The sequence below is a fragment of the Paenibacillus cisolokensis genome (assembly GCF_050481165.1).
GTDB classification, from domain to species: Bacteria; Bacillota; Bacilli; order Paenibacillales; family Paenibacillaceae; genus Paenibacillus_AH; species Paenibacillus_AH cisolokensis.
On the sequence record NZ_JBCNFP010000105.1, the window covers coordinates 22,446 to 46,341 of the forward strand.

General features: G+C 57.1%; 21 protein-coding genes and 1 riboswitch. Of the genes, 13 read left to right on the top strand and 8 right to left on the bottom strand.

Annotated features, from left to right (window positions below; all coding sequences use genetic code 11):
* Positions 1 to 51: 51 nt before the first annotated feature.
* The 5 genes from ABEV74_RS17525 (at position 52) to ABEV74_RS17545 (ending at position 6,697) form a co-directional block, all read left to right on the top strand.
* A complete protein-coding gene (locus tag ABEV74_RS17525) occupies positions 52 to 1,836 on the top strand; it encodes a cache domain-containing sensor histidine kinase (RefSeq protein WP_430147963.1) in 1,785 nt (594 codons plus the stop codon).
* Positions 1,814 to 3,451 carry a response regulator gene (locus ABEV74_RS17530; RefSeq protein ID WP_430147966.1) on the top strand — a complete coding sequence of 546 codons (1,638 nt, stop codon included), beginning with the start codon at positions 1,814 to 1,816 and terminating at the stop codon, positions 3,449 to 3,451. The genes ABEV74_RS17525 and ABEV74_RS17530 overlap by 23 nt, the downstream gene beginning before the upstream one ends.
* A 102-nt stretch (positions 3,452 to 3,553) precedes the next feature.
* On the top strand, positions 3,554 to 4,876 hold the full coding sequence (locus tag ABEV74_RS17535; protein ID WP_430147969.1) for an ABC transporter substrate-binding protein: 1,323 nt from the start codon (positions 3,554 to 3,556) through the stop codon (positions 4,874 to 4,876).
* Between the two features lie 30 nt (positions 4,877 to 4,906).
* Positions 4,907 to 5,854: a carbohydrate ABC transporter permease gene (locus ABEV74_RS17540; RefSeq protein WP_430147972.1), complete on the top strand. Its 948-nt coding sequence runs from the start codon at positions 4,907 to 4,909 to the stop codon at positions 5,852 to 5,854.
* A 9-nt stretch (positions 5,855 to 5,863) separates the two neighbouring features.
* Positions 5,864 to 6,697 carry a carbohydrate ABC transporter permease gene (locus ABEV74_RS17545; protein WP_430147975.1) on the top strand — a complete coding sequence of 278 codons (834 nt, stop codon included), beginning with the start codon at positions 5,864 to 5,866 and terminating at the stop codon, positions 6,695 to 6,697.
* A gap of 76 nt (positions 6,698 to 6,773) precedes the next feature.
* Here ABEV74_RS17545 and ABEV74_RS17550 read toward each other — a convergent pair whose 3' ends face one another.
* A complete protein-coding gene (locus ABEV74_RS17550; RefSeq protein ID WP_145977158.1) occupies positions 6,774 to 6,926 on the bottom strand; it encodes a YqzM family protein in 153 nt (50 codons plus the stop codon).
* Between the two features lie 160 nt (positions 6,927 to 7,086).
* On the opposite strand from ABEV74_RS17550, the gene uvrC reads away from it, so the two are divergent.
* The gene (gene uvrC / locus ABEV74_RS17555; RefSeq protein WP_082655115.1) at positions 7,087 to 8,952 is read left to right on the top strand and encodes an excinuclease ABC subunit UvrC; all 1,866 of its coding nucleotides are present in this window, start codon (positions 7,087 to 7,089) and stop codon (positions 8,950 to 8,952) included.
* On the opposite strand, the gene ABEV74_RS17560 is transcribed toward uvrC, so the two are convergent.
* The gene (locus ABEV74_RS17560) at positions 8,924 to 10,567 is read right to left on the bottom strand and encodes a CPBP family intramembrane glutamic endopeptidase (protein WP_430147980.1); all 1,644 of its coding nucleotides are present in this window, start codon (positions 10,565 to 10,567) and stop codon (positions 8,924 to 8,926) included. The genes uvrC and ABEV74_RS17560 overlap by 29 nt on opposite strands.
* Before the next feature lie 265 nt (positions 10,568 to 10,832).
* Positions 10,833 to 11,027: riboswitch (cyclic di-AMP (ydaO/yuaA leader) on the top strand.
* Between the two features lie 85 nt (positions 11,028 to 11,112).
* On the opposite strand from ABEV74_RS17560, the gene ABEV74_RS17565 reads away from it, so the two are divergent.
* Together ABEV74_RS17565 and ABEV74_RS17570 are read left to right on the top strand one after the other, a co-directional pair.
* Positions 11,113 to 12,456 (top strand): TrkH family potassium uptake protein, encoded by a 1,344-nt coding sequence (locus ABEV74_RS17565; RefSeq protein ID WP_062491566.1) that lies wholly within the window; start codon positions 11,113 to 11,115, stop codon positions 12,454 to 12,456.
* A gap of 16 nt (positions 12,457 to 12,472) precedes the next feature.
* Entirely contained in the window at positions 12,473 to 13,138 is a 666-nt protein-coding gene (locus ABEV74_RS17570; RefSeq protein WP_062496604.1) for a potassium channel family protein, read from the top strand.
* Between the two features lie 3 nt (positions 13,139 to 13,141).
* Here ABEV74_RS17570 and ABEV74_RS17575 read toward each other — a convergent pair whose 3' ends face one another.
* Both ABEV74_RS17575 and ABEV74_RS17580 read right to left on the bottom strand, forming a co-directional pair.
* Positions 13,142 to 13,759, bottom strand: a complete 618-nt coding sequence (locus ABEV74_RS17575) for a C40 family peptidase (RefSeq protein ID WP_430147984.1) — start codon at positions 13,757 to 13,759, stop codon at positions 13,142 to 13,144.
* Between the two features lie 268 nt (positions 13,760 to 14,027).
* Positions 14,028 to 14,930 carry a LysR family transcriptional regulator gene (locus tag ABEV74_RS17580; protein ID WP_062491568.1) on the bottom strand — a complete coding sequence of 301 codons (903 nt, stop codon included), beginning with the start codon at positions 14,928 to 14,930 and terminating at the stop codon, positions 14,028 to 14,030.
* A gap of 198 nt (positions 14,931 to 15,128) precedes the next feature.
* On the opposite strand from ABEV74_RS17580, the gene ABEV74_RS17585 reads away from it, so the two are divergent.
* Genes ABEV74_RS17585 through sdhB form a run of 3 tightly spaced genes read left to right on the top strand, consistent with a single transcriptional unit; the run spans position 15,129 to position 18,355 of the window.
* Positions 15,129 to 15,800 carry a succinate dehydrogenase cytochrome b558 subunit gene (locus tag ABEV74_RS17585; protein WP_062491570.1) on the top strand — a complete coding sequence of 224 codons (672 nt, stop codon included), beginning with the start codon at positions 15,129 to 15,131 and terminating at the stop codon, positions 15,798 to 15,800.
* Positions 15,801 to 15,824: 24 nt separating this feature from the next.
* Positions 15,825 to 17,576, top strand: a complete 1,752-nt coding sequence (gene sdhA / locus ABEV74_RS17590; RefSeq protein ID WP_062491572.1) for a succinate dehydrogenase flavoprotein subunit — start codon at positions 15,825 to 15,827, stop codon at positions 17,574 to 17,576.
* Between the two features lie 20 nt (positions 17,577 to 17,596).
* On the top strand, positions 17,597 to 18,355 hold the full coding sequence (gene sdhB / locus ABEV74_RS17595; RefSeq protein WP_062491574.1) for a succinate dehydrogenase iron-sulfur subunit: 759 nt from the start codon (positions 17,597 to 17,599) through the stop codon (positions 18,353 to 18,355).
* Positions 18,356 to 18,473: 118 nt separating this feature from the next.
* Here sdhB and ABEV74_RS17600 read toward each other — a convergent pair whose 3' ends face one another.
* Entirely contained in the window at positions 18,474 to 18,782 is a 309-nt protein-coding gene (locus tag ABEV74_RS17600; protein WP_062491576.1) for a winged helix-turn-helix transcriptional regulator, read from the bottom strand.
* Between the two features lie 225 nt (positions 18,783 to 19,007).
* On the opposite strand from ABEV74_RS17600, the gene ABEV74_RS17605 reads away from it, so the two are divergent.
* Both ABEV74_RS17605 and ABEV74_RS17610 read left to right on the top strand, forming a co-directional pair.
* Positions 19,008 to 19,724: a pirin family protein gene (locus ABEV74_RS17605; protein ID WP_062491578.1), complete on the top strand. Its 717-nt coding sequence runs from the start codon at positions 19,008 to 19,010 to the stop codon at positions 19,722 to 19,724.
* Positions 19,725 to 19,992: 268 nt separating this feature from the next.
* Positions 19,993 to 20,847, top strand: a complete 855-nt coding sequence (locus ABEV74_RS17610) for a DUF695 domain-containing protein (RefSeq protein ID WP_062491580.1) — start codon at positions 19,993 to 19,995, stop codon at positions 20,845 to 20,847.
* Between the two features lie 12 nt (positions 20,848 to 20,859).
* Here ABEV74_RS17610 and ABEV74_RS17615 read toward each other — a convergent pair whose 3' ends face one another.
* The 3 genes from ABEV74_RS17615 to ABEV74_RS17625 all read right to left on the bottom strand — a co-directional run bounded on the left by ABEV74_RS17615 (position 20,860) and on the right by ABEV74_RS17625 (position 23,663).
* Positions 20,860 to 21,744, bottom strand: coding sequence for a DMT family transporter (locus ABEV74_RS17615; protein ID WP_062491582.1), 885 nt, complete (start codon positions 21,742 to 21,744; stop codon positions 20,860 to 20,862).
* A gap of 180 nt (positions 21,745 to 21,924) precedes the next feature.
* Complete coding sequence (locus ABEV74_RS17620; protein ID WP_062491584.1) at positions 21,925 to 22,734, bottom strand: histidinol-phosphatase; 810 nt, start codon at positions 22,732 to 22,734, stop codon at positions 21,925 to 21,927.
* Between the two features lie 26 nt (positions 22,735 to 22,760).
* Positions 22,761 to 23,663: a LysR family transcriptional regulator gene (locus ABEV74_RS17625; RefSeq protein WP_062491586.1), complete on the bottom strand. Its 903-nt coding sequence runs from the start codon at positions 23,661 to 23,663 to the stop codon at positions 22,761 to 22,763.
* Positions 23,664 to 23,896: the final 233 nt, after the last annotated feature.

Genomic DNA, 23,896 nt, shown 5'->3' on the forward strand with positions numbered 1-23,896 from the left:
TTAAAATAAGAGCACGAGCTTACATCATCGCCAGTGGCAGGAGGGACGAATATGATGCGCTACCGTTTTCAGCTTCATTCCATTGTCGTGCAACTGTTCCTTTTTTTCTTCGCGGGAATGACGCTGCCGGTGCTGATCGGCGGTCTGTTATCCTACTCCGTTTCGTCTTCCGTCGTGCAGGAGCAAGTCGGGAAAGTGGCGGCCCTGACAATCACCCAGGTCAACGACAAGCTGAATCTTTTCTTCAAGAAGCTCGACGATACTTCGATGATGGTGCTCAGCAGCAAAGACATTCACGGCTTTCTCGAAGCCAAAAAGGAGATGACGCTGTACGAAAGGGAGCAGCTGCTCAAAGATGCCAAAGAGCTGCTCACTTCCATCATGATCAATTCCCCGGAAATTCTCGACATCAACATTTTTGACGTGAAAAGGCAAAACGCCGTGCTCAGCTCCGATACGCTCATGTCGACTCCCGACCAGTGGGACTCCGGCTGGTACAAGGCGATTGTGGAAGCCGAAGGGAGGACGGTCTGGTTCGGTCTTTCCCGCACCTCCTATATCAAGGGAACGAATACCGGGTTTCCGGTGTTCGGGATGGGCCGGGCGATCAAAAGCTGGGAGACCGGCGACATTATCGGGGTATTGTTCGCCGAAGTGATGGGCGATGTGCTTATCGACGAGCTGGACCGCGTTCAATTCGGCGATACCGGCTATACGTATGTCGTAAACGACGAAAACCGGTATTTCTATCATCCCGATCCGGCGTTGTACGGCGAAACGTCGGACATCGCGCTGCCGGACCGGGCGATCGAGCATATGTTCGGGAAAAATCGGATGCTGCTCATCCCTGAAATGCTGGACAACGGGTGGCATGTCGTCGGCGTCGTGCCGCTGGAGGAACTGAACGCCGATTCGTTGACGATCCGCAACATTACGGTTTGGATTACGCTCGGTTCGATTTTGCTGGCGATCGCCATGGGCTACTTTGTAACGCACAAAATCGGCAAGCCGCTCGTCGACCTCAGCCGGCTCATGCGCCGGGGAGAAGCCGGCGACCTGACCGTCCGTAGCCCGAACGTCGGACGGGGCGAGATCGGACAGCTCGGGCGGAGCTTCAACAAAATGATCAATCAGATCGGGTTGCTCATCGCCCGCATCGCGGAGGAGGAATCGGAGAAGAAGAAGGCGGAAATCCGGGCGCTGCGCTACCAGATTAATCCGCATTTTCTTTACAACACGCTCAATTCGATCCGCTGGCTGGCGAAGCTGGGCCGGACGAACGATGTCGACAATGCGGTAACTTCGCTCGTCCAGCTGCTGGAGGGCAGCCTCGAACGAAACGGCGTATTCGTCCGGCTGGGAGAAGAGCTGGATTTGCTGCAAAAATATATGATCATTCAGGAGTTTCGCTACGACAATCGCATCGAGCTGCGGATCGACTGCCCGGATCATCTGCTGAACGTGCCGATTCCGCGCATGCTGCTGCAGCCGATTGTCGAGAACGCCATCTTTCACGGCATTGCGCCGAAGGACGAGGACGGCGTCATCGATATCCGCGTCGAAGAGACCGAACGCGAGCAGATCCGCATCGCCATTCGGGACGACGGCGTCGGCATCGCCCCCGGCAGAATGGATCAGCTGCTGTCGACGGACGGGGAACGCGGCAGCCGCGGCATGACGAATATCGGCTTGCGCCATGTGCACCAGACGGTTCAACTTTACTACGGCGAGCAGTGCGGCATCAGCGTCGCAAGCGAGCAAGGCCGGGGAACGCAGGTGACGATCACGTTAACGAAATTGAAGGGGGATCATCATGTGCAGAGTGCTGCTGGTTGACGATGAGAAAATGGCGAGAATCGGCATACGGTCGGTGTTCGATTGGGAGAACGGGGGCTACGAGCTGGTAGGGGAAGCGTCCAACGGCCAGAAAGCGTTGAAATGGATTGAAAACGGGGAGGCCGACATTCTCATTACCGATATCGCCATGCCGGTCATGGACGGACTGGAGCTGACGCGCATCGCGAAGGCGCGGTGTCCGTGGATCAAGGTGCTGCTGCTCAGCTGCCACAGCGATTTCGAATATGTGCGCGAAGGGATTCGGCTCGGCGCCTCCGACTATATTCTGAAGCCGACGCTTACCGCGGAAGCGTTGAAGACGGCGCTTGACCGGATGCGGGCGAAGCAGGAGGAAGAGCGCGAGGAGCGGCGGATTATCGAACGCTTCAAGGATCAGAAGGAGAGCGAGGAGCTGAAGGAGCTGGAAAAAAGCCTGTGCAAGGCGCTTTGCGGCCATACGGAGGCGATGGCGCGAATGAAGGCGTATTTGGCGGACCGGCCGTACCGGATGCTCGTTTGCGGCATCGACGCGGCGGAAGCGTCCGCGCCGGAGGACGAGGATGCGCTCTCCGAACAGGGAGAGTCGCTCCGCCGGCGGTTCGGACAGCTGTTCCCCGGGGCGCTGACCGTCCAGCTGCGGCCGGATACGCTGCTTGCGCTCGTGCCCGCGGCGCAGGAGAGCGGCCAGCGCTTTCGCGAGCAAGCGGAGACGTTCCTGGAGCGGCAGGAAGGAGCCGCCGCTTATCCGTATTCGCTTGCCGCAAGCCGCCCGCACAGCGAGGTCGAGAAGCTGCGCCAGGCCTATACGGAAGCCAAGAAAGCGCTGGCCCTCGCCTTCTTCACCGGTCCGGGCCGGCTTCATCTGGCCGCACAACGGGATAAGGACGGCTTCCATGGCGCCGCCGGCTGCCGCGACAAGGGCGGTTCTGACGACGGAAGCGGCATGTCGGCGATGAACGCGCTGAAGGAAGCGCTGACCGCCGGGTTCCGCTCGAAAGCGGAGCGGGAGCTGGACGCGATGATCGCCAGATGGACGCCCGGAGAACGCACGCGTACGGGCGTCATGCGGGAAGCGGAGGAACTGCTGGGCCTGTTCGCGCTCTGCAAGGGCGCCGGGGCGGAGGCGGTCCGCCATATTTGCGAGCTGAGCCGTCTGCGCTACAAGGCGGATATCGAACGCCATATCCGGAACTGCTTCCGCGAGCTGTGGAGCTTCGACGACAACGCGCGGCCGAACCGGTCGCTGCACGAGCGGATCGTCATGCAGGCGCTGCAGTACATCGATGAGCATTACACCGAGTCGATCTCCCTGCAGCAGGTGGCCGACTGGGTATGCGTCAGCCGCAATTATTTCAGCGAAATGTTCAAGCGGGTAACGGGGCAAAACTTTATCGACTACTTGATCGCTTTGCGGCTGAAGCGGGCGAAGGAGCTGCTGCGCAACTCGTCGCTGCGCGTGTACGAGGTGGCGGAGCAGTCCGGATTCAACGATGTCAAATATTTCAGCAAGCAGTTCAAAAAAACGGTCGGCATGACGCCTGCGGAATATCAGGGGCTCTCCGGTAAAGGAAGAAATACGGACAGTCGGAAAACAAGACACGATTTCGGAACATAAGAAGTTAACGGAGGAGAGAACGTTTTTTTATAATTAAAGCGTTTACAACAGTAATGCGCATATGGCCGAAACCATTACGAATTCGAAACGGGGGAATAGGAGATGAAGAAGGTTAAAGGTACGTTGGCTGCGCTGGCGCTTGTGTTGGCCGTTCTGCTGCAGGCATGCGCATCGGGAGGAAGCGGCGGCGCCGCGGAAGGCGGGGAAGGCGGCAAGCAGGAGAAAGTGAAGATCAAATGGGCAACCTGGGGCAATCCCGGCGAATTGACAAGATTCCAGGATTTCACCAAAGAATTCAACAAGAAGCATCCGGACATTGAAGCGGAACTGATTCCGATCCCCGGCGAATACGAACAAAAAATATTGACGCAGTTAAGCGGCGGCACGGCGCCTGACGTGTTCTACGCGGGCGACGGCACGATCGTGAAGCTGATCGAAAACAAAAGCATCGAGGAATTGACGCCGCTCATGCAAGCGGAGAGCAGCATTATCAAGGAGGACGACTTCTTCGAAGGGCTGTGGGGAGCGGCCAAACGGGACGGCAAAATTTACGGCGTGGCGGTCGACAACAACCCGCTCATTCTCTGGTACAACAAGAAGGTGCTGAAGGAAGCGGGCGTTACCGAAATGCCGGCCGATTTGCAGGAGAGAGGCGAATGGACGTGGGACGCCTTCAAGGCGATGACCGACAAAATCCGCGAGGCCGGGAAATACGGCTACGTGCTGGATAACGGCTGGGGCAGCTATCACAGCTGGGTAACGTCCAACGGCGGTAAAGTTTACAACGACGAAGGCAAATTCGTCGCCTACGACGATCCGAAGGCGATGGAGGCTTTCAAATTTCTGTACGACAACGTCCAGTCGAAAAACATTACGTTCTCCGGCACGCTGCCGAAAGGGCAGGGCGGGGATGCGATGTTCATGTCCAACCAGGTCGGCTTCGTCGCCGCAGGACGGTGGTACTTGCCGCTGTTCAAGCAGAACACCGGTCTGGAATACGACATCGTCACCTGGCCGACCAATACCGGCAACCGCATTGAGCCGGCCGGCATCGCGACCGCCTATATGGTCATGAACAAGGCGACGAAGCATAAGGAAGCGGCGTACACCTTCCTGTCCGAATTCGTCAGCCGCGAAGGGCAAATTTTCCGCCTCCAGGGCGGCGGCAACGCCGTACCGTCGATAAAGGGCGCGGATGAGGTCGTCTTGGAAGGCAACTTGCCGGAGCATGCGCAGTTCTTCCTGGACGCGCGTGAAATCGGCTATGCGCTGACGCCGTTCGAAGCGGGCATTCCGGGGCTCAGCTCGGAAATTACGTCGAAGTTCGAGGCGCTCTGGCTCAAGGGCGGGGAGCTCGATGCGGCGTTGAAGGAAATTCAGGATATGGCCAACCGGATGATCGAGGAATACAACAGCGGCAAGTAGCGCTTCGGGCAAACGGAAAGGGGAAGCGATATGAACGAAAGAACGGCGGCGGGGACCGGAGCCCCGCCCTCCTTAACGCCGGACGCCGGAAGGCCGGCGATCAAGGCGAAGACGGCGGACAGCCTGTGGGGCTTCCTGTTCATCACCCCCCAATTGATCGGCTTGCTGCTGTTTTCGCTCATCCCGCTGGTATCGTCCTTTGTGCTCAGCTTGATGACATGGGACGGCTTCGGGGAACGGAAATTTATCGGCTTCGAAAATTTCATGATGCAGTTCAAGGACGAGGAGTTTCGCATCGCGCTTGTCAATACGCTCTATTATACGGTGCTGACGGTGCCGACCGGCATTCTGCTCGCGATGCTCGTCGCGATCGGGCTGAACCGGGTGCGGGGAAAAATTTTGTACCGGCTCATCTATTTCATGCCTAACATTACGATGTCCGTCGCCGTCGCCGTCGTCTTCATGTGGCTGTTCAACGCCGATTTCGGCCTGATCAATCTGTATTTGAAGGAATGGTTCGGCATCGAAGGGCCGCGCTGGCTGACCGATACCCGGTTCGTCATGCCGTCCATCGCGATCCTGAGCATCTGGATGGGGATCGGCGGCAACATGGTGCTGTTTCTTGCCGGTCTGCAGGGCATTTCGGCCTCCTATTACGAAGCGGCGCAGATCGACGGCGCCAGCAAATGGCAGCAGCTGAGACATATCACCGTGCCGCTGCTGTCGCCTACAACCTTCTTCGTGACCATTATGACCATTATCGGCTCGTTCCAGGTGTTCGACCAGTCGTTCGTCATGACGTCCGGCGGACCGGCCAAAGCGAGCTATACGATGGTGTTTCATATATACGAAACGGCATTCGTCGACTTTACATTCGGCAAAAGCACGGCGGCGGCCGTTACCCTGTTCATTATCATTTTGTCGCTGACGCTGTTTCAGATGCGCATGTCGCGGCGTTGGGTTCATTACGAAGACTAGGAGGTTGCCATGCAGACCAGAGGTATACGCCTGTCGGCGATCGCGCTTCATCTTGTGCTGATATTGGGAGCCTGCCTGATGGCGCTGCCGTTCGTATGGATGGTGCTCAGCGCGCTCAAAGATTTGTCGCAAGTGTTTATCGTACCGCCGAAGTGGATTCCCGATCCGTTCATCTGGACCAACTTCAAAACGTCATTGACGGCGCTGCCGTTCGGCCGCGCTTACTTCAACAGCTTCTATATCAACGTCATCGTCGTCGTCATGCAACTGCTCACCTGCTCGATGGCGGCCTACGCTTTCGCGAAAATCCGGTTTCCGCTGCGCGAGCCGCTGTTCATCCTGTTTCTGGCGACGATGATGGTGCCGGGGCAAGTGACGATCATTCCGCTTTACCTGATGCTGAAGGAATTCGGCTGGCTCGATTCGCATTTGTCGATCATCGTGCCGGCTTCGATGCTGAATGCGTTCGGGGTGTTCTTGCTGCGGCAGTTTTTCAAAGGGATTCCGAAGGAAATGGAGGAGGCGGCGATCGTGGACGGCGCGCATCGCTGGACGATCTACTGGCGCATCATGCTGCCGCTGATCAAGCCGGCCTTGTCGGCGCTCGGCATCTTCACCTTCCTCGGCATGTGGAACAGCTTCTTTTATCCGCTCATTTTTCTGAACAGTCCGGACAAGTTCACCGTGCCGATGATGCTGAACCTGTACCGGGGCATGTACGCCACGGACTGGACGCTTATGATGGCCGGCGCGTCGATCGCGCTCATTCCCGTCCTGATCGTATATATTATCGGCCAGCGTTATATTATCGAAGGCGTGACGCTGTCCGGCATCAAAGGCTGAACAGCCGGATACAACAAGAAGCTCCGCACCGGTCCGGAAAGGACGGTTGCGGAGCTTCTTGCCTGTGCGCTGCCGTTCAGGAAATAATAAATTTCACGATGACAGCGACAGTGAACACGACGACCATAAACGTGGCCATGCCGCCGAAGCCGACGACGAGGTCGAGGAAGTCGTTGCGCGGTTCCTCATTCACATGCTGCCGAGGATCGGATACGTTGGCGTTCTGCATGGATGACAGCTCCTCCTTCAGTCAATCGCTTCCCTTAGTATACCCAAACGAACGGATTATTGTAAAGATAAACGGATTTCGGGCACAGAGATTTCGACCGATTCCGGGCGGCTGTGGTACAATAGGTTACAGATTCTCTACGGAAAGGAACGGAAGTCAAATGGAAGAACGGCCGGTTCATGAAGAAGCGCCGCAATCGGAAGAAGCGCGCAAGCAGTCGGCCGAACATATCCGGCACAAGCTGGCGCTGCTCCCGGATCAGCCGGGATGTTATCTGATGAAAAACGCCGAAGGCAAAATTATTTACGTCGGCAAGGCGAAAGTGCTGAAAAATCGCGTCCGCTCCTATTTCAACGGCAGTCATGACGGGAAGACGCAGCGGCTCGTCTCGGAAATCCGCGATTTTGAATATATCGTTACCGCGAACAACATGGAGGCGCTCATCCTCGAGTGCAATCTGATCAAGAAACATCACCCTCGCTATAACGTGCTGCTCAAGGACGACAAGTCGTTCCCGTATATCAAAATTACGAACGAGCGGCATCCCCGTCTGGAGGTGACGCGCCGCGTCGTCAAGGACAAGGGGAAATATTTCGGACCGTATCCGAACGCTTTTGCCGCACAGCAGACGAAGAAGCTGCTCGACCGGATTTATCCTTTGCGCAAATGCAAGACGCTGCCGGACAAAGTATGCCTGTACTATCATCTCGGCCAATGCATCGCGCCGTGCGAGTTCGAGGTCGAGCCGGACAAGTACGAGAAGATGGTGCAGGAAATTACCCGCTTCCTCGCCGGCGGTCATGACGAAGTGAAGGCCGAGCTGCAGCGCAAGATGGAGGCGGCGGCCGAAGCGCTCGAATTCGAGCGCGCCAAGGAGTTCCGGGATCAGATCGCGGCGATCGACGCCGTGATGGAGAAGCAGAAAATTACGCTCACCGACTCGCTTGACCGGGACGTGTTCGGCTTCGCCGTCGACAAAGGCTGGATGTGCGTGCAAATTTTGTACATGCGCCAAGGCAAGCTGATCGAGCGTCATACGACGACGTTTCCTTTCTACGGCGAGCCGTATGACGATTTTATGACGTTCGTCTCGCAATATTACAGCGAAAATCCGGCGCTGCCGCGGGAAATTTTTCTGCCGCTGCCGGCCGGAGACGACGAAGCCGGAACCCATGCGGAAGAAGTTTGCGCGGCGCTGCAAAATTGGCTGAACGTCAAGGTGTTCATGCCGAAGCGCGGCAAAAAGCGGGATGTCGTGCGGATGGCCGAAGAAAACGCCAAAGTGGCGCTGGAAGAGAAATTCCGGCTCATCGAGCGGGATGAGGAACGGAGCGTCAAAGCCGTCCAGGGGCTCGCGCAATGGCTCGGTCTGCCGTACATCCGGCGCATCGAGGCGTTCGACAACTCCAATATCCAGGGGACGAATCCGGTATCGGCGATGGTCGTCTTTACCGACGGCAAGCCGGACCGGAAGGAATACCGGAAATACAAGGTGCGCACCGTGAAAGGGCCCGACGATTACGAGACGATGCGGGAAGTGGTGCGGCGCCGTTATGAGCGCGTGCTGAAGGAAGGATTGCCGCTGCCGGAGCTGATCGTCGTCGACGGCGGCAAAGGTCAGATCGCGGCGGCGATCGACGTGCTGGAGAACGAGCTCGGGCTGTCGATTCCGGTCTGCGGTCTGGCGAAGGACGCGAAGCACCGGACGTCCCAGCTGATCGTCGGCGAATCGGCGGAAGTGGTGCCGCTGCCGCGCGACAGCCAGGAGTTTTACCTGCTGCAGCGCATTCAGGACGAGGTGCACCGCTTCGCGGTCACGTTCCACCGGGAGCAGCGGGGCAAGTCGATGATCGCCTCCCGGCTGGACGCGATACCCGGCATCGGCGAGAAGCGGCGCAAGCTGCTGCTGAAGCATTTCGGCTCGATCAAAAAAATAAAAGAGGCCAGCGTGGAAGATTTCCGGCCTCTGTCCATCGGCGACAAGCTGGCGAAGCAAATTATCGAGGCGCTTCGGGAGGAACCGTAAATTGCGGATGCCTCCCGCTTTTTTTGTCGTGAAGCCGCTTGAGGACCCAGGCCACTGCGACCGGCAGCGCCAAATAAACGGCCGCCGTCGCCAGATTGGCGGCCGAACCGAGGAAGACAAGCGACACCGCCATCAGAATGCTGTTCATAATCGCATGCGTAAATACGGCGGCAATAAAGCCGTAGCGAAGGAACAGCCAGCTCATGGCGAGCCCGATGACGGTCAGCTCGATCAGGCGCGTCGTCGCCGGATAGATCGGATACGCGACATGTCCGAGCGCCCAGATGACGGTCGGCACGAGCGCCGCGGCGAAGGTGCTGCGCAACCATTTGCGCAGCAGTCCGATGCCGAACAGCCGGTACACCGCTTCTTCGGATATCGCCGCCGCCCAGGCGAGCAGCGGATACAGCCATACGATGCGGAGGTTATAGGGCGATTGCGCAGGGTCGCTCGTCGACCATGCGCCGGTCGAACGTTCCAGCGCGAACAGAATGACCGTCTGCGCGCCGAGCAGGATCAGGGCGAACAGATAGGACATCTTCATGCTCTGCCACACATGGGCGCCGAAGCCGGCTTCGCCGAATTTCGGCCACAGGCCGCAGCCTTGCGCCCGCCACAAGCCGTCGCCGGCAACGAGCGAGAAGTAGACGGCGAAGCCGAGCAGCACAGTCAGCACGACGGTCAGCGCCATCCCCCCCGTATAGAGAAGCTCTGCCCGCGGGTCCTCGCCGAAGCTGGCGCGCATGCCGTCCGCCATATTGAACTGGTTGACAAGATAACATGCCAGAAACAGCAGTGTCAGCACGACACCCCTTCCAAACGAGATGCGCTTCCGGTACAGGACGGCGATGACGGCAGCCACAATCGCCATGACCCCGCTGATTAGCAGGTTGCCGAACAGCGTCAACCGGGAGGCCAGCCGATCCTGCCCGGCGACGTACGCCTGGTAACGTTCGGGAACCTCGAACACCGCTTTATATTTCGTGACGACCGGCTGGCCTTCGTCCGACGTTCCGATTCCGATCACAAGACGCAGCCGCGCCTCGCCGATCCGGTAGCCTTGGGGCTCCAATACCGCTTCTCCCGCCCGGTTGACGTACCCCTCCCGCAGTTCTTCGGCCCGGAAGCCCCGCGTTTCGGCGAAAGCTCTCGCCATGTCCAATGTCTTCGATTCCTCGAGTGCTGCCGTTTCCTCTGCCAGCGAATCGTTGAACAGCCGCCAGCCGACGATTTCGCCGGATGTCATATGTACGTGGACGAACAGCGTTTTCTTGTCCGGCAGGCGCAGCGTCGCCTGATAAGTGTCGGTCGGAAAACGGGCTTCGTAATCGTGCCTGAAAGGTTCGTACAGCTTTTCTTTCATCAAGTATCCGTACATGAGCCGGTCGGACTGGTGCACGGCGTGGGCCGAAAGGGGAGCTGTGCCGAAATGCCGGGAAGCAAAATCGGAGGCTTGCCGTTCGGCCTCGCGCTTCGCGATGACCGGTTCCGTCTGATCGCGGAAGGAGGAATCCGATGTGGCGGGCAGCACCTGAAACAGGACAAACAGCAGCGCGCCCGCCGCCCCCAGCCAGGCCCAGCGCCTCCATTCCGCCTGATGCCGAATTTCGTTCATATGTCCGCCTCCTGTCGCGTTTTTTCCGAAATAAACCGCATACAAGTACTTTATCATAAGCTTCCCTAATTGTACCAACGCAATCCGCAGACAGTCGCCGCGTTGACGAGCTTTTGTTTCAAATCTATGCCGAAACAGCCCATTATGCCGGCGCCATTTCGGTTTTTGTATCAAAAACGGCTGCAATTTCGGAATGGAGCGATTTGTAACGGTAACGGGAAAGCGATTATAATCGGATTCGAGCTCCTGCCGCGGAGCGATAAACCGAATAGAACAGCCGAATTTCCAAGTGAAAACGGGGGAACCATACGTATTGTTGCCGCTGACGCGCCGCTCGTATCCGGGCGCCGGCTCAGCCGCAACTTGGGGTGAATTTCGAGACGTTTGCCGTCATTCGAATAGGGCCGCCTGTCCGGCCCGAACCCGACAGCTAACCTCGCAGGCTGACGGACTAGGACTCATCGCTGACAGCATTGGGTTTCCAGTGCTTTTTTTGTTGCACAAAAAAGCCGGAACGGGCTGCAGCGGTGGAAAGGAGCGTTTATATGGGCAAACAACGAATGAGCTTGTGGAACGGGTCGCCTCCCCGCGTCCTCGTATGCGGCTTTGCGCTGATCATTCTGCTCGGGACCGTTCTGCTGTCGCTGCCGATCGCTGTCGAGGGGGAGCAGCGGCTGCGTCTGATCGACGCGTTTTTTACGGCCACTTCCGCAACATGCGTAACCGGGCTCGTCGTCGTCGATACCGGCACGTTCTTTACGCCATTCGGGCAGATCGTCATATTGGGTTTGATTCAAATCGGCGGACTCGGTTTCATGACGATGGCAACGCTTTTCGCGCTCATTCTGCGCAAGCGGATATCGTTCCGCGAACGGCTCATCTTGCAGGAAGCGATGAACCAGGCGACGACGGAAGGCATCGTGCGGCTTATCCGGAAAGTCGTGCTTTATACGGTTACGATCGAACTGGCGGGGGCGGTCTTGTTCACGATCCGTTTTCTGTTCGAGATGCCGCCCGGCCAAGCCGCATATTACGGCGTTTTCCACGCTGTGTCGCTGTTCAACAATGCCGGCTTCGACCTGATGGGCGGATTCAACAGCCTGACGTCCTACGCGGCGGACCCGGCGGTCAATATCGTTTCGATGCTGCTCATTATCCTTGGCGGGGCGGGCTTTGCCGTTCTGGCGGATGTGATGGAATACCGCCGGAGCAAGCGGTTGTCGCTGCATTCCAAAGTTGTGCTGACGACGACGGGATTGCTTATCGCGGTCGGCGCCGCGGTCATTTTCCTGTTCGAGTTTACGAATCCGAATACGCTCGGGCAGCTTGGCTGGGGCGGCAAAGCGCTGGCTTCGTTCTTCCAGTCGGTCACCCCCCGGACGGCCGGAGCCAACACGCTGCCGATCGGAGAACTGAGACAGGCGACGCTATTTTTTATCATTATTCTGATGTTTATCGGCGCATCGCCCGGATCGACCGGGGGCGGCATCAAGACGACGACGTTCGCGACGCTGGTGTATGCCGTTATCGCCATGATTCGCGGACGCGAAGACATCGTTATCTTTCGTTATCGGCTGGGCCAGGAACGGGTCTTTAAGGCGCTTGCCATTACGATGCTGTCGCTCGCGCTCGTCATCGGCGTCACGATGATTTTGACGGCAACGGAAGACCAGCCGTTTCTCGCCATTTTATTCGAAGCGACGTCGGCGTTCGGAACGGTCGGATTGTCCGTCGGGCTGACGCCCGAGCTGACCGACATCGGGAAAGCGATCATCTCGCTTACGATGTTCGCCGGACGTCTCGGGCCGCTGACGCTCGCTTACGCGCTCGGAACGCGCACCGACAAGGAACCGTTCCGGCATCCGGAAGGGAAAATTACGATCGGATAGGAGAATGGACGTTACGATGAAAATGAATCAATTCGTCATTATCGGACTGGGGCGCTTCGGCTCCAGCCTCGGGCGGGAGCTCGTGGAGCTGGGATACGAGGTGCTCGGCATCGACAAGGATGAAGAGGCGGTCGAGGAGATGAGCGACGTGCTGACCCATGCCGTTGTCGCCGATTCCACGGATGAAGATGTGCTCCGCTCGCTCGGCGTCCGCAACTTTGACTGCGCGGTCGTCGCGATCGGGAACGACATCCAGGCCAATATTATGACGTCCATCCTGATTAAAGACCTCGGCGTGAAGCAGGTCGTCGTCAAGGCTTTGGGCGAATTGCACGGACGGGTGCTGGAGAAGATCGGCGTCGACCGGATCATCTATCCGGAGCGGGATATGGGCGTGCGCGTGGCCCATCAGCTCGTATCCCCCAATTTGCTCGATTATATCGAGCTGTCCAAGGAATATACGATAGCGGAACTGGCCGTTCCGAAGGAGATGAGCGGCAAGACGCTCAAGGAGCTGAATCCGCGCGCACGCTACGGCTGCAGCATCGTCGCGATCAACAAGCTGCGGGGCGGCATCATTATCGCGCCGACCGCCGCCGACGTGCTGGAGGAGAAAGATATAATGGTCGTCATCGGCACGAACGAGCAGATCGAAAATTTCGAAGCGGCGGTAAGCCGTTGACCGTCAGTCGGATGACGGCCGGTCATCATCGCGATCGTGGCCGCGGCTGTCAGAAGCTCCGCCGAAAAGAGGCGCGCCGACACCGGGATCCGTTGCGGCGTCGCCCTGGACGCTCTCTTGGGGAAGCACGCGGCGTGCGGTAACGAACGTCTTGTCCCAGGTGCTGCCTTCAAAATCGGACACGGTTACGCCGATTCCGGCTCTGTAAGTGTGCAGCAATTTGCCGTCACCGGCGTAAATGCTGACATGGTTGATGACGCCGTCGCGGTTCGTATCGGAGAAGACGAGGTCCCCTGCCTGCAGCTCGTCTTTCGCCACGGCCGTTCCGACCTCGGCCTGCTGTCTGGACGAGCGCGGAAGCTCGATGCCGTTCTGGCGGAATACATATTGGGTGAAGGAGGAGCAATCGAAGGCGTCCGTTTGCCCCGATTTGGCGCCGAACACATAAGGAGTGCCGATCAGCTGCATGCCTGTTGCGATGATTGCCTCGGCTTTGCCGGACGAAGGCTGCACGGCCTCGGCCTGTGCGGTCAAGCCGGCAGGCAATACGGCCGAAAACGTCAGGCAAACGGCCAGCGCGATCCGCATCGTTCCGGTTTTGACAGTGTTTATCGTCATCATCGTCACAACCTCCCATGACTTTGAATCGGTCTTCTGTTTCCACCGTAACATAAATCCGCAGGCCCACCCATTACCAGGGAGGGACGAATCCGACCGTTCCTGCGGCTTGCGGCCGGTTTATTAAAAAAAGATGAAAAAAACTTAATGCATTCCGCCTTGATTTCGAGGCGGATTTCAATTATATAAGCGCGAATGCCTGACGATCCGATTTGGGAGCGGCGGATTTGGGATAAGCTATAGATAGCAAGCGTATCCAACGCCCGTCCGTCTAGCGGCCGATGCCGCGCGTATAACGGGCCGAAACCTCGTTAATCCACATTCGAATCGACGGCGCAAAATCGAACGATTCGGAATAAATCAGCGATGTCGTACGCTTCGTCTCTTCCAGCTCGCGGATCGTCACGACAGTCAGTTCGTTGTTTTCGAGCAACTGCGGGCGCATATACGAGCGGGGCAGCAGTGTGCCCGCGCGGCAAGTATGAAGCAGCCGCAAAATCGCTTCGAACGAATCGATCTCCATTTTGACATCCGGTTGAAGGTGATATTTGTCGAACAACTCGTCGGTCAGAATGCGGTACCATGTCCCGCGCGAGAACAGAATCATCGGAAAGCCGTCGAGATCTTCGATCGTCATCATGCCGCGGTCGGTAACGACCTGATTGCGCGGCAGCACGAGCAGCAGATGATCGTCGAACAGCGGCACGCAGCGGAGCAAAGGATCGTCGATCGCAGAAGCGACGATGCCGATTTCCGCCTTGTGCTCCCGGACAAGCGTCACGATTTCGTGGGTTTTGCCGGTAATGGCCTTAATGTCGAATTCGGGATGGCTGGCCGTCAGCGCCTGTATAATATCGGGAAGTGTCGTCTGCAGCGTCGTCAGACTGGCCCCGATTGTCAGCGGCGTGCGGCCCGCCTTTCGAAACTCTTCGACTTTCTGAAGGTAACGGCGGTGGGCTTGCCTCAGTTCCAGCGTATAATCGTAGGTGAGCTGGCCGACCCGCGTCAATTCGAGCCGTTTGCCGATCCGGCGGAACAGTTCGACGCCGAGCTCTTCTTCCAGTTTGGCGATTTTGCGCGATAGCGCCGGCTGCGAAAGATTGAGGGCGGCAGCCGCCTTGTTCATGCTGGAATGTTCGACGACAGCGGCGAATACGTGCAAATTTTCGAGCACCGAGATCAACCCTTCTTATGCACAGTAGTTATAACGATTTATACGGAATAAGCAATTCCATTATAAGCGCAAAAGGGGTACGATATAAAGTGTGACTATTTTGTGTCGACTGTTGTTGACGGCCTGCAGGCCGGGGGGTAAAATGGTAAAGGTTTGTTTAAAGGTATCCACAGTCTGGAAAGGAGAAAAGCAACGATTATGAATGGGAACTCGTATTACTCGCGCAAGCTTCACTCTCTGCTTGGCGTGATCCCGCTCAGCCTGTTCCTCGTGGAGCATGCCATTACGAACTACACGGCATTCGAGGGCGGCTTGGAAGGATTCAACAGGAGCGTCTCCTTTTTGCAAGGGTTGCCTCTTGTGCTCTTCCTCGAGATTTTCGGCATTTTCCTTCCGCTCATTTTCCACGGCGTTTACGGGCTGTACATCGCGTACCAGTCCGACCTGAACGTCGGACGGTTCGGATACGGGCGGAACTGGGCTTTTGCGCTGCAGCGGATAACGGGGGTCATTACATTTATTTTCGTTTTCTGGCACGTCTACGAGACCCGTTTCCAGGTGGCGATCGGCGCGATTTCCCATGAAGAGCTCGGGGCGACGATGCATCAGATCTTCAGCAACCCGGCGATGATCGTACTCTATACGATCGGCGTACTGTCGGCGGTGTTCCATTTCGCCAACGGCATGTGGTCGTTCCTCGTCGCATGGGGCATTACGGTCGGCCCGCGGGCGCAGCGCATCTCTTCTTATGTATGGATGGGCGTATTCGTAATTGTATCGGCGTTGTTCCTGCTGTCGATCGTCGCCTTCCGCGGCGATGAGTTCAAGGAAGCTGCAGACGCCGCAGCGGCGCTGATCAGCATCGGATAGTACGAGGACAAGGAGCGAAACGAAATGGCTAAAAATAATATCATCGTAGTCGGCGGCGGTCTGGCCGGATTGATGGCGACGATCAAAGCGGCGGAAGCGGGCATACATGTCGAGCTGTTCTCGCTTGTGCCGGTTAAGCGGTCCCATTCGGTTTGCGCGCAAGGCGGCATCAACGGCGCGGTCAACACGAAGGGAGAAGGCGACTCGCCGTGGGAGCACTTCGACGATACGGTGTACGGGGGCGACTTTCTGGCGAACCAGCCGCCGGTTAAAGCGATGTGCGAAGCGGCGCCGGGCATTATCCATCTGATGGACCGGATGGGCGTCATGTTCAACCGGACGCCGGAAGGGCTGCTCGATTTCCGCCGGTTCGGGGGGACGAAGCATCACCGCACCGCTTTCGCGGGAGCGACGACCGGCCAGCAGCTGCTTTACGCGTTGGACGAGCAAGTGCGCCGTTGGGAGACTGCCGGTCTTGTTACGAAGCGCGAGCATTGGGAGTTTCTCAGCGCGGTGCTCGACGAAGAGGGCGTATGCCGCGGCATTACGGCCCAGGACCTCCGCTCGATGGAAGTGCATACTTTTGCGGCCGATGCCGTCATTCTGGCGACCGGCGGACCGGGCATCATTTTCGGCAAAACGACCAACTCGGTTATTAATACCGGTACGGCGGCGAGCGCCGTTTATCAGCAAGGCGTGTATTACGCCAACGGCGAATTCATTCAAATCCACCCGACCGCGATTCCCGGCGACGACAAGCTGCGGCTGATGAGCGAATCGGCGCGCGGCGAGGGCGGACGGGTCTGGACGTACAAGGACGGCAAACCGTGGTACTTCCTGGAGGAGAAATATCCGGCATACGGCAACCTGGTGCCGCGCGATATCGCGACCCGGGAAATTTTCCATGTGTGCGTGGACCTGAAGCTTGGCATCAACGGCGAAAACATGGTTTATCTCGACCTGTCGCACAAAGATCCGAAGGAACTGGACGTGAAGCTCGGCGGCATCATCGAAATTTACGAGAAATTTATGGGCGACGATCCGCGTAAAATTCCGATGAAAATTTTCCCGGCCGTTCACTATTCGATGGGCGGCATGTGGGTCGACTACAACCAGATGACGAATATTCCCGGCCTGTTCGCCTGCGGCGAGTGCGAGTATCAATATCACGGGGCCAACCGTCTCGGCGCGAACTCGCTGCTGTCGGCTATTTATGGCGGCATGGTGGCCGGTCCGAAGGCGGTCGAATATATTAAAGGACTGTCCAAGTCGGCCGAAGATATTTCTTCTGCCGTATTCGATCGGGAGAAGAAGCGTCAGGAAGACAAATATGCGGACATTCTCGCCATGGACGGCAACGAGAACGCCTATGTGCTGCATAAGGAGCTCGGCGAGTGGATGACGAACAATATGACCGTCGTCCGGTTTAATAAGAAGCTGGAAGAAACGATCGACAAAATCAAAGAATTGAAGCAGCGTTACCGGAAGATCAATATTAACGATACGGCAAAATGGAACAATGCCGGCGCATCTTTCACCCGCCAGCTGTGGAACATGCTGGAGCTGGCCGAGGCGATGACGAAAGGCGCGCTGCTGCGTAACGAAAGCCGCGGCGCTCACTACAAGCCGGAATTCCCCGAGCGCAATGACGAGCAATTCCTGAAAACGACCAAAGCGAAGTGGACGCCGGACGGACCGGAAATTTCGTACGAAGATGTCGATGTGTCGCTGATTCCGCCGCGCAAACGCGACTATACGACAGATAAGAAGAAGTAAGCGGAAAGGAGAGACAAGCGATGGCGGAAACTGCACAAAAAACGGTAAAGCTGATCATTAGACGTCAAGATACGCCCGATTCGCAGCCGTATACGGAAGAGTTCGAAATTCCGTATCGTCCCAATATGAACGTAATCAGCGCCCTGATGGAGATTCAACGCAACCCGGTAAAAGCGGACGGTCAGAAAACGTCGCCGGTATGCTGGGAATCGAACTGTCTGGAAGAAGTGTGCGGCGCTTGCTCGATGGTGATCAACGGCAAGCCGCGCCAGGCATGCAGCGCCCTCATCGACAAGCTGGAGCAGCCGATTCGCCTGGAGCCGATGCGCACGTTCCCGGTCGTTCGCGACCTGGTCATCAACCGCGAGCGGATGTTCAACGCCCTCAAACGGGTAAAAGCGTGGATTCCGATTGACGGCACGTACGATCTCGGACCGGGACCGCGGATGGCGGAAACGAAGCGGCAATGGGCGTATGAGCTGTCCAAGTGCATGACGTGCGGCGTCTGTCTGGAAGCTTGCCCGAACGTGAATGAGCGGAGCAGCTTCATCGGCCCGGCGGCCATTTCGCAAGTTCGGCTGTTCAACGCCCATCCGACCGGCGAGATGAATAAGGAAGAGCGGCTCGAGGCGCTGATGGAGGATGGCGGCATCGAAGGATGCGGGAACTCGCAGAACTGCGTCCGCTCCTGCCCGAAAGGCATTCCGCTTACGACATCGATCGCGGCGATCAACAAAGACACGACGAAGCACTTGTTCCGGAAATGGCTGGGGATGTAACGATAGAAAATGCCGGGGCCCGATCAGGGCTTTCGGCATGCGAACCCTAGAAAAAGAGACTGCCGGGAAATGAATCCGGCAGTCTCTTTTTCTGCGCTGACCGCTAGGCCGGCGCTTCCTACATCCAATTTTCTCCCCATGTCTGAATGGAGCAAATGACCGGCTCGAGCGCCTTTCCTTTTTCGGTCAGTTCGTATTCGATCCGAACGGGCATTTCAGGATAGACGGTACGTTTGACGATCTCCATCTGCTCCAGTTCCTTCATGCGGTCGGTCAACATTTTATCGCTCATTTCGGGAATTTGTTCTTTAATTTCCTTAAAGCGTTTCGGGCCGCCCAACAGCACGCGTATGATCAAACCCGTCCATTTCTTGCCGAGCAATTCGATAGCCGATTCGTATTTTGGGCACATTCTTGAATAGTCCAACCGTATCACCCCGCTTTATAACTATATTGTAACATATGAACTAACAAAACGTAAGCGCTAATCATACCGGATGCATTTTTCCGCGCTTCTAATGCTTATTATTTGCCTATAACTAATTAATTAATACCAACTTGACAAAGGTAAGTTAATTGATTATGATGAATGCAGCCAGAAAAAGTGACGAATACAACCTGGTGCTTATAGACAGACAAGGAGAGATCGACGATGATTCAGCGTTTTCCGGCTGAAGGACGCTATCGGACGAATCATGGGTGGCTTCGTTCCAGCTTCAGCTTTTCGTTTGCGGAATACTACGATCCGCACAATCTTCAATTCGGGCCGATGCGCGTTCTGAACGACGACTGGATTGCGCCCGGAACCGGATTCGGCATGCACCCGCATAAAGAAATGGAAATTGTTACGGTCGTGCTTTCGGGCCGGCTGCAGCACCGGGACAGCATCGGCAATGCGGCGCAGACCGGCTGGGGAGGCATTCAGCGGATGTCGGCCGGCACCGGCATTTTTCATTCCGAGCATAATGCGTCCAAGGACGAGCCGCTGGAACTGCTGCAAATGTGGTTTATACCGGAGAAAAACGGACTGACGCCGTCTTACGAGACGACGCAATTCGACACAGCGTCGCTGCAAGACCGGCTCGTACCGGTCGTCAGCGGGGATGAACATGTCGCGGAAGCCGGCAAGGTGGCGCGCATTCATCAGGATATGACGATCTATCTGGCCGAGCCCCGGAACGGTGCGACATTGACGCACACACAACCGGAAGGAAGACGCGTATTTCTGTTTGTGATCGAAGGCGGCATCCGTCTTGGCGACGGAACGGTATTGAAGCGCAGGGATTCGGCCCGTATCGAGAACGAGCCGGAGCTTGCGCTGACGGCCGAGGCGGACGGCAGCCGGATCATGCTGATCGATTTGCCGTGACGGATATAAACGGGCAAAACCGGGGTAATCCCCCGGTTTTTGGCTGTTTTCGGTAACTTTTTGGTCGTTGCACTCGTTGGATATGCTTCTGGAGGCGATCATTCCGCAACTTCTTGCCCTCCGATCGCGTCCAAGGATATGGGATGCGCCGCTGCCGTCGGACGATTTTATCCGATAAATATTGAAAAAACCATTGGTTGCAGACGGAGTCGACGGTATAATAAGGGCTGATCCACCACTTTTGTGCAATACTTCTGAGAGGTGCTTCATGACCGAAGATTGGGGTTTCTTCGAACGCCGAACCGACACGGAACTGATGCGAATATTGATTAACTGCGAATGGAGAACGGACGCGCCGCTTGAGCGTCTGCCCGAGCTGCTGTCCGTCACGGTCAATCTGTATTCGGTCGGAAAAAGCAGGGCGGCCAGACAGGATGCGGTCGCCCGGCTCACCCGGCTCGAAGCGGAACTGGAGCAGGCGCTGACGGATGCTGTATATATCGGCCGAATCAATACGCCGTCCCGGCTGGAATATTACTATTACGGACGCGAAGGGACCGGCGGGCTTCCGCAGCTGCGCGAAGTGCTCGGCCGTTATCCGGATTTGCGGATTCAGGCATACAGTAAGCTCGATTCCGATTGGTCGTTTTACCGTTATTTGCTTCCGAATGACCTGGAGGAATTATTGATTCATAACGCCCAGATGGTGTATGCGCTCGTTCATAAGGGCGATAAAATCGAAAAGCCCCGCAATGTATACCATTGGTTGTTGTTTAAAGATTCCGGAAACCGGGACCATATCGGCCAGAAGCTTAAAAGACTCGGTTACCGGATCGAGGAGATGAAGCCGGACGAGACGAAGCTCGGCGAGACGAAGCCGGGATTTCCTTACCCGCTCGTCATTAGCCGGTATGAGGACGTCAAGCTGGAGACGATTAACGGCAGGGTGCAGGAACTGTACAGTCTTCTGCGCGGTAGCGGGGGAATCTATGACGGATGGGGCTCCGTCATGAAGCATACCGCCCTGCAGCGGCTGCGGATCGGGGGCAAAAGGCTGTTCGACGCGCTGCTGTCCGTCTTTCGCAAGGATACGGCGGGCAGCGGCAGCGTCAAACGGCAATAAGCCGGGCCGCGTTCAGAGCCGGATAACCGCCAGCCCGGCGATCATGCAGGCGAAGGCGAGCCACTGCGTTCGCGTCAGCCGCTCCCGGTAGACGATAATCGCGCCGGCCGCCACGACGAGGCTGTTGGTGGCGAATATCGGCGCGGCCAAATTCGCTTTGCCGGTCTGCAGCGCGACGGCGTACAATTGCAGTCCCGCATAGGAGAACAGCCCGGCGAGCAGTCCGTATCGCATACCGGTCCGCAGCGCGCCGCCGCTCAAGCCGCGCTCTGCCGAAGTTTCGTTGCGGAGGCGCCGCTGCCGGATCATGCCGGCCGCGGCGAACCATAGCAGCGAAAGCGCGTACCCGACAAGCAAAATCGGCGTGTCGGCCAGTCCGAGCTCGCCCGTCACTTTAAGGCCGCCGTTGCGGAAGGAGAACAGCACGATCGCCAGCGCGACGTAGGCGAACCAGCGCTTCTCGCGGATCGTGAGCGGTTCATGGCGGCGGATCGAGATCAGGATGACCGCTGCGAACAGAAGCGCGATGCCGGCGGCTTCCGCGATGCCGAGCGGTTCGTCGTAGAGGAGAACGGACATCGCGACGACGGCGGCGATATTGAGATTGGTCAGCGGCGAAGTCAGACTGGCGGGCCCGTATGCCAGCGCCTTCATAAAAACGGCGTTGCCCCAGGCCGAACCGGCTCCGATAATCGCGCCCGCGAGCCATATCCGCCAGTCTCCGAGCGCCGGCCACGATCCGGCAAGCGAGGCGTGGACGGCGAATCCGGCCGTTCCGGAAGCGTACAGGCCGAGGAGCAGCGTCGTGTTGTCGCCGCCGTTCATTTGCGAAGCCTTCATCCACCAGCCCGCCAGCCCGAACAGCACGGCGCTGCCGACGGCGATGACGAGCCACATCAAACGGCCGCTCTGCCGGCAGGGCGGCAGGCCAATTTGTTACACAACTGAAACACTTCTGTTATCGTCCTTTCATATTGTCGGGCTATTATAATAAACAAGACCCCCTTTTTTATATAAAGCTTTTGGACCCGCGCATTTGCGGGTCCCTTTTTTTGGGGTCGCGGCAGTGGACACTTGTTATAGCGGGACCCGCACAGGCTGCTTGCGGCGGTAGTACACCCAGTGGTCGAAGCCGATTTCCTTGAGCCTGGTCCGGACTTCCTCCCATTCGTCCCCGACTCTGGACGGCTTGTGGGCGTCGGAGCCGAACGTCACATTGACGCCGAAATAGCGCGCCCGCTCCAAAATCTCATCGGACGGGTACCAGCCGCCGGCATCCTTCGTTTTGCCGGAGGTGTTGACCTCGATCGCGATGCCGCATTCGGCGATCACGCGAAGCGTCTCGTCAACCGCCTCATGGGCCGGGATGTCGGAGAATGCCGGATAATACCCTTTCATGGCATCGATATGGCCGAGTATCTGGAAAATCCCGGAGCGCGCGGAATCGCGGATCAGCTCGTAATAATGCACCTTCTCCTCGATTTGGCGTTTCTCGTCAAGCCCCTTCCACCGTTTGCGGTTGAAAATGCTGACGCCTCTCGTCTGGTGAACGGAGCCGATAATGTAATCGAACGGATACGGTTCGTATGCCGCGCGGTAAATCTCCGCATGCTCGGGGAAGAAGTCGGATTCCACGCCGAGCAGCACTTCGATCCGGTCCTTGTACACTTCCTTCAGACGAAGCACCTCGTCGACGTAACGGGCGAATTCGCTGCGCGCCATCGCAATGCCGGGATGCGGCTGCTCGTCCGGATGGGCGAAGTAAGGGGAATGATCGGAGATGCCGATCGCTTGCAATCCGGCTTCGATCGCGGCGAGAATGTAATCCTCGATGCAACCTTCGGCATGTCCGCACCGGATGTGATGGGTGTGCAGATCGAATTTCAAAACGGAATCCCTCCTCAAGTCACGTTTTACTCGCTACTGATAAACTGGTCTTGCGGCATCCCCTTGAGATCGCTCAAAAATTGCTGCATCGCGGAATTCAAATAACGTCCGGATTTGTATACGACGCCGACGGGATGGCTGATTTCGAACTCGTTGACCTTGATCATCTTCAGCGTGCCGAGCCGCAGTTCGTTGGCGATCGTCGATTTGGATACGACGGCGGCGCCGAGATTGATTTCGACCATCCGCTTCACTTCCTCGCTGCTGGACAATTCCATGACGATGTTGGGCTCGATATTATGTTTGCGGAACACCTGATCGACAAACCGGCGGCCGATCGTGTCGGGAGCTAGCATGATCATCGGAATACCGCGTAGCGATTCGATGGTTGTATGGCGCAGATGGCTCATGGGATGGTCGGGCGATACGACCAGTTCGTATGTGTCGTAGTAGAGAACCGAGGAGGCGAGGTGCGGATTGCGTTCCGTCAGGTACGTAATGCCGAGATCGACCGTGCCGTTCTCCACGCAGGCCATAACCTGTGAGGATGGCATCGAATGGATCGTCGTTTTGATCAATGGAAACTGGTTTTGGAAATAGGACAGGACGCGCGGCAATATCTGGATTGCGATCGATGTGGTCGTACCGAATACGATATGCCCTTGCGGCGTCTGATTCAGATCGTACAGCTTTTGCTTCAGTTCCTCGACAATTCCGAGTATCCGTTCGGCGTGCTCCAGGAACACCTGCCCGCGATCGGTTAGCGTAACCGGCTGGTTCCGGTCGATCAGCACCGTCTTGAATTCGTCCTCCAGGCTTTTGATTTGCGCAGATACGGCAGGCTGTGTCAGGTTGAGCAGTTCGCCCGCTTTGCGGAAGCTCATCGTCTTGGATATGGTAATCAGCGTCTCCAGCTGGTTGATGTTCATGGAGTCCCCCCCTTGTCGATTGATAGAACATTTTTATCATCAGTTCTTTCATTATAAATGAAAAATGATATGACCGCAAAACGTTCATCACTTTACCAAGGGAGAAGCTCTTTTTGTATGTTCGCTTTTTCCAGTTCCTACACCCACGGAGATTTTACACTAACCCGACGTATGGGGGAGGGATAAAGGCCGGCCGGAAGTTCGGGAAGCGATCGAGCAGCGCGCCGAGGGCG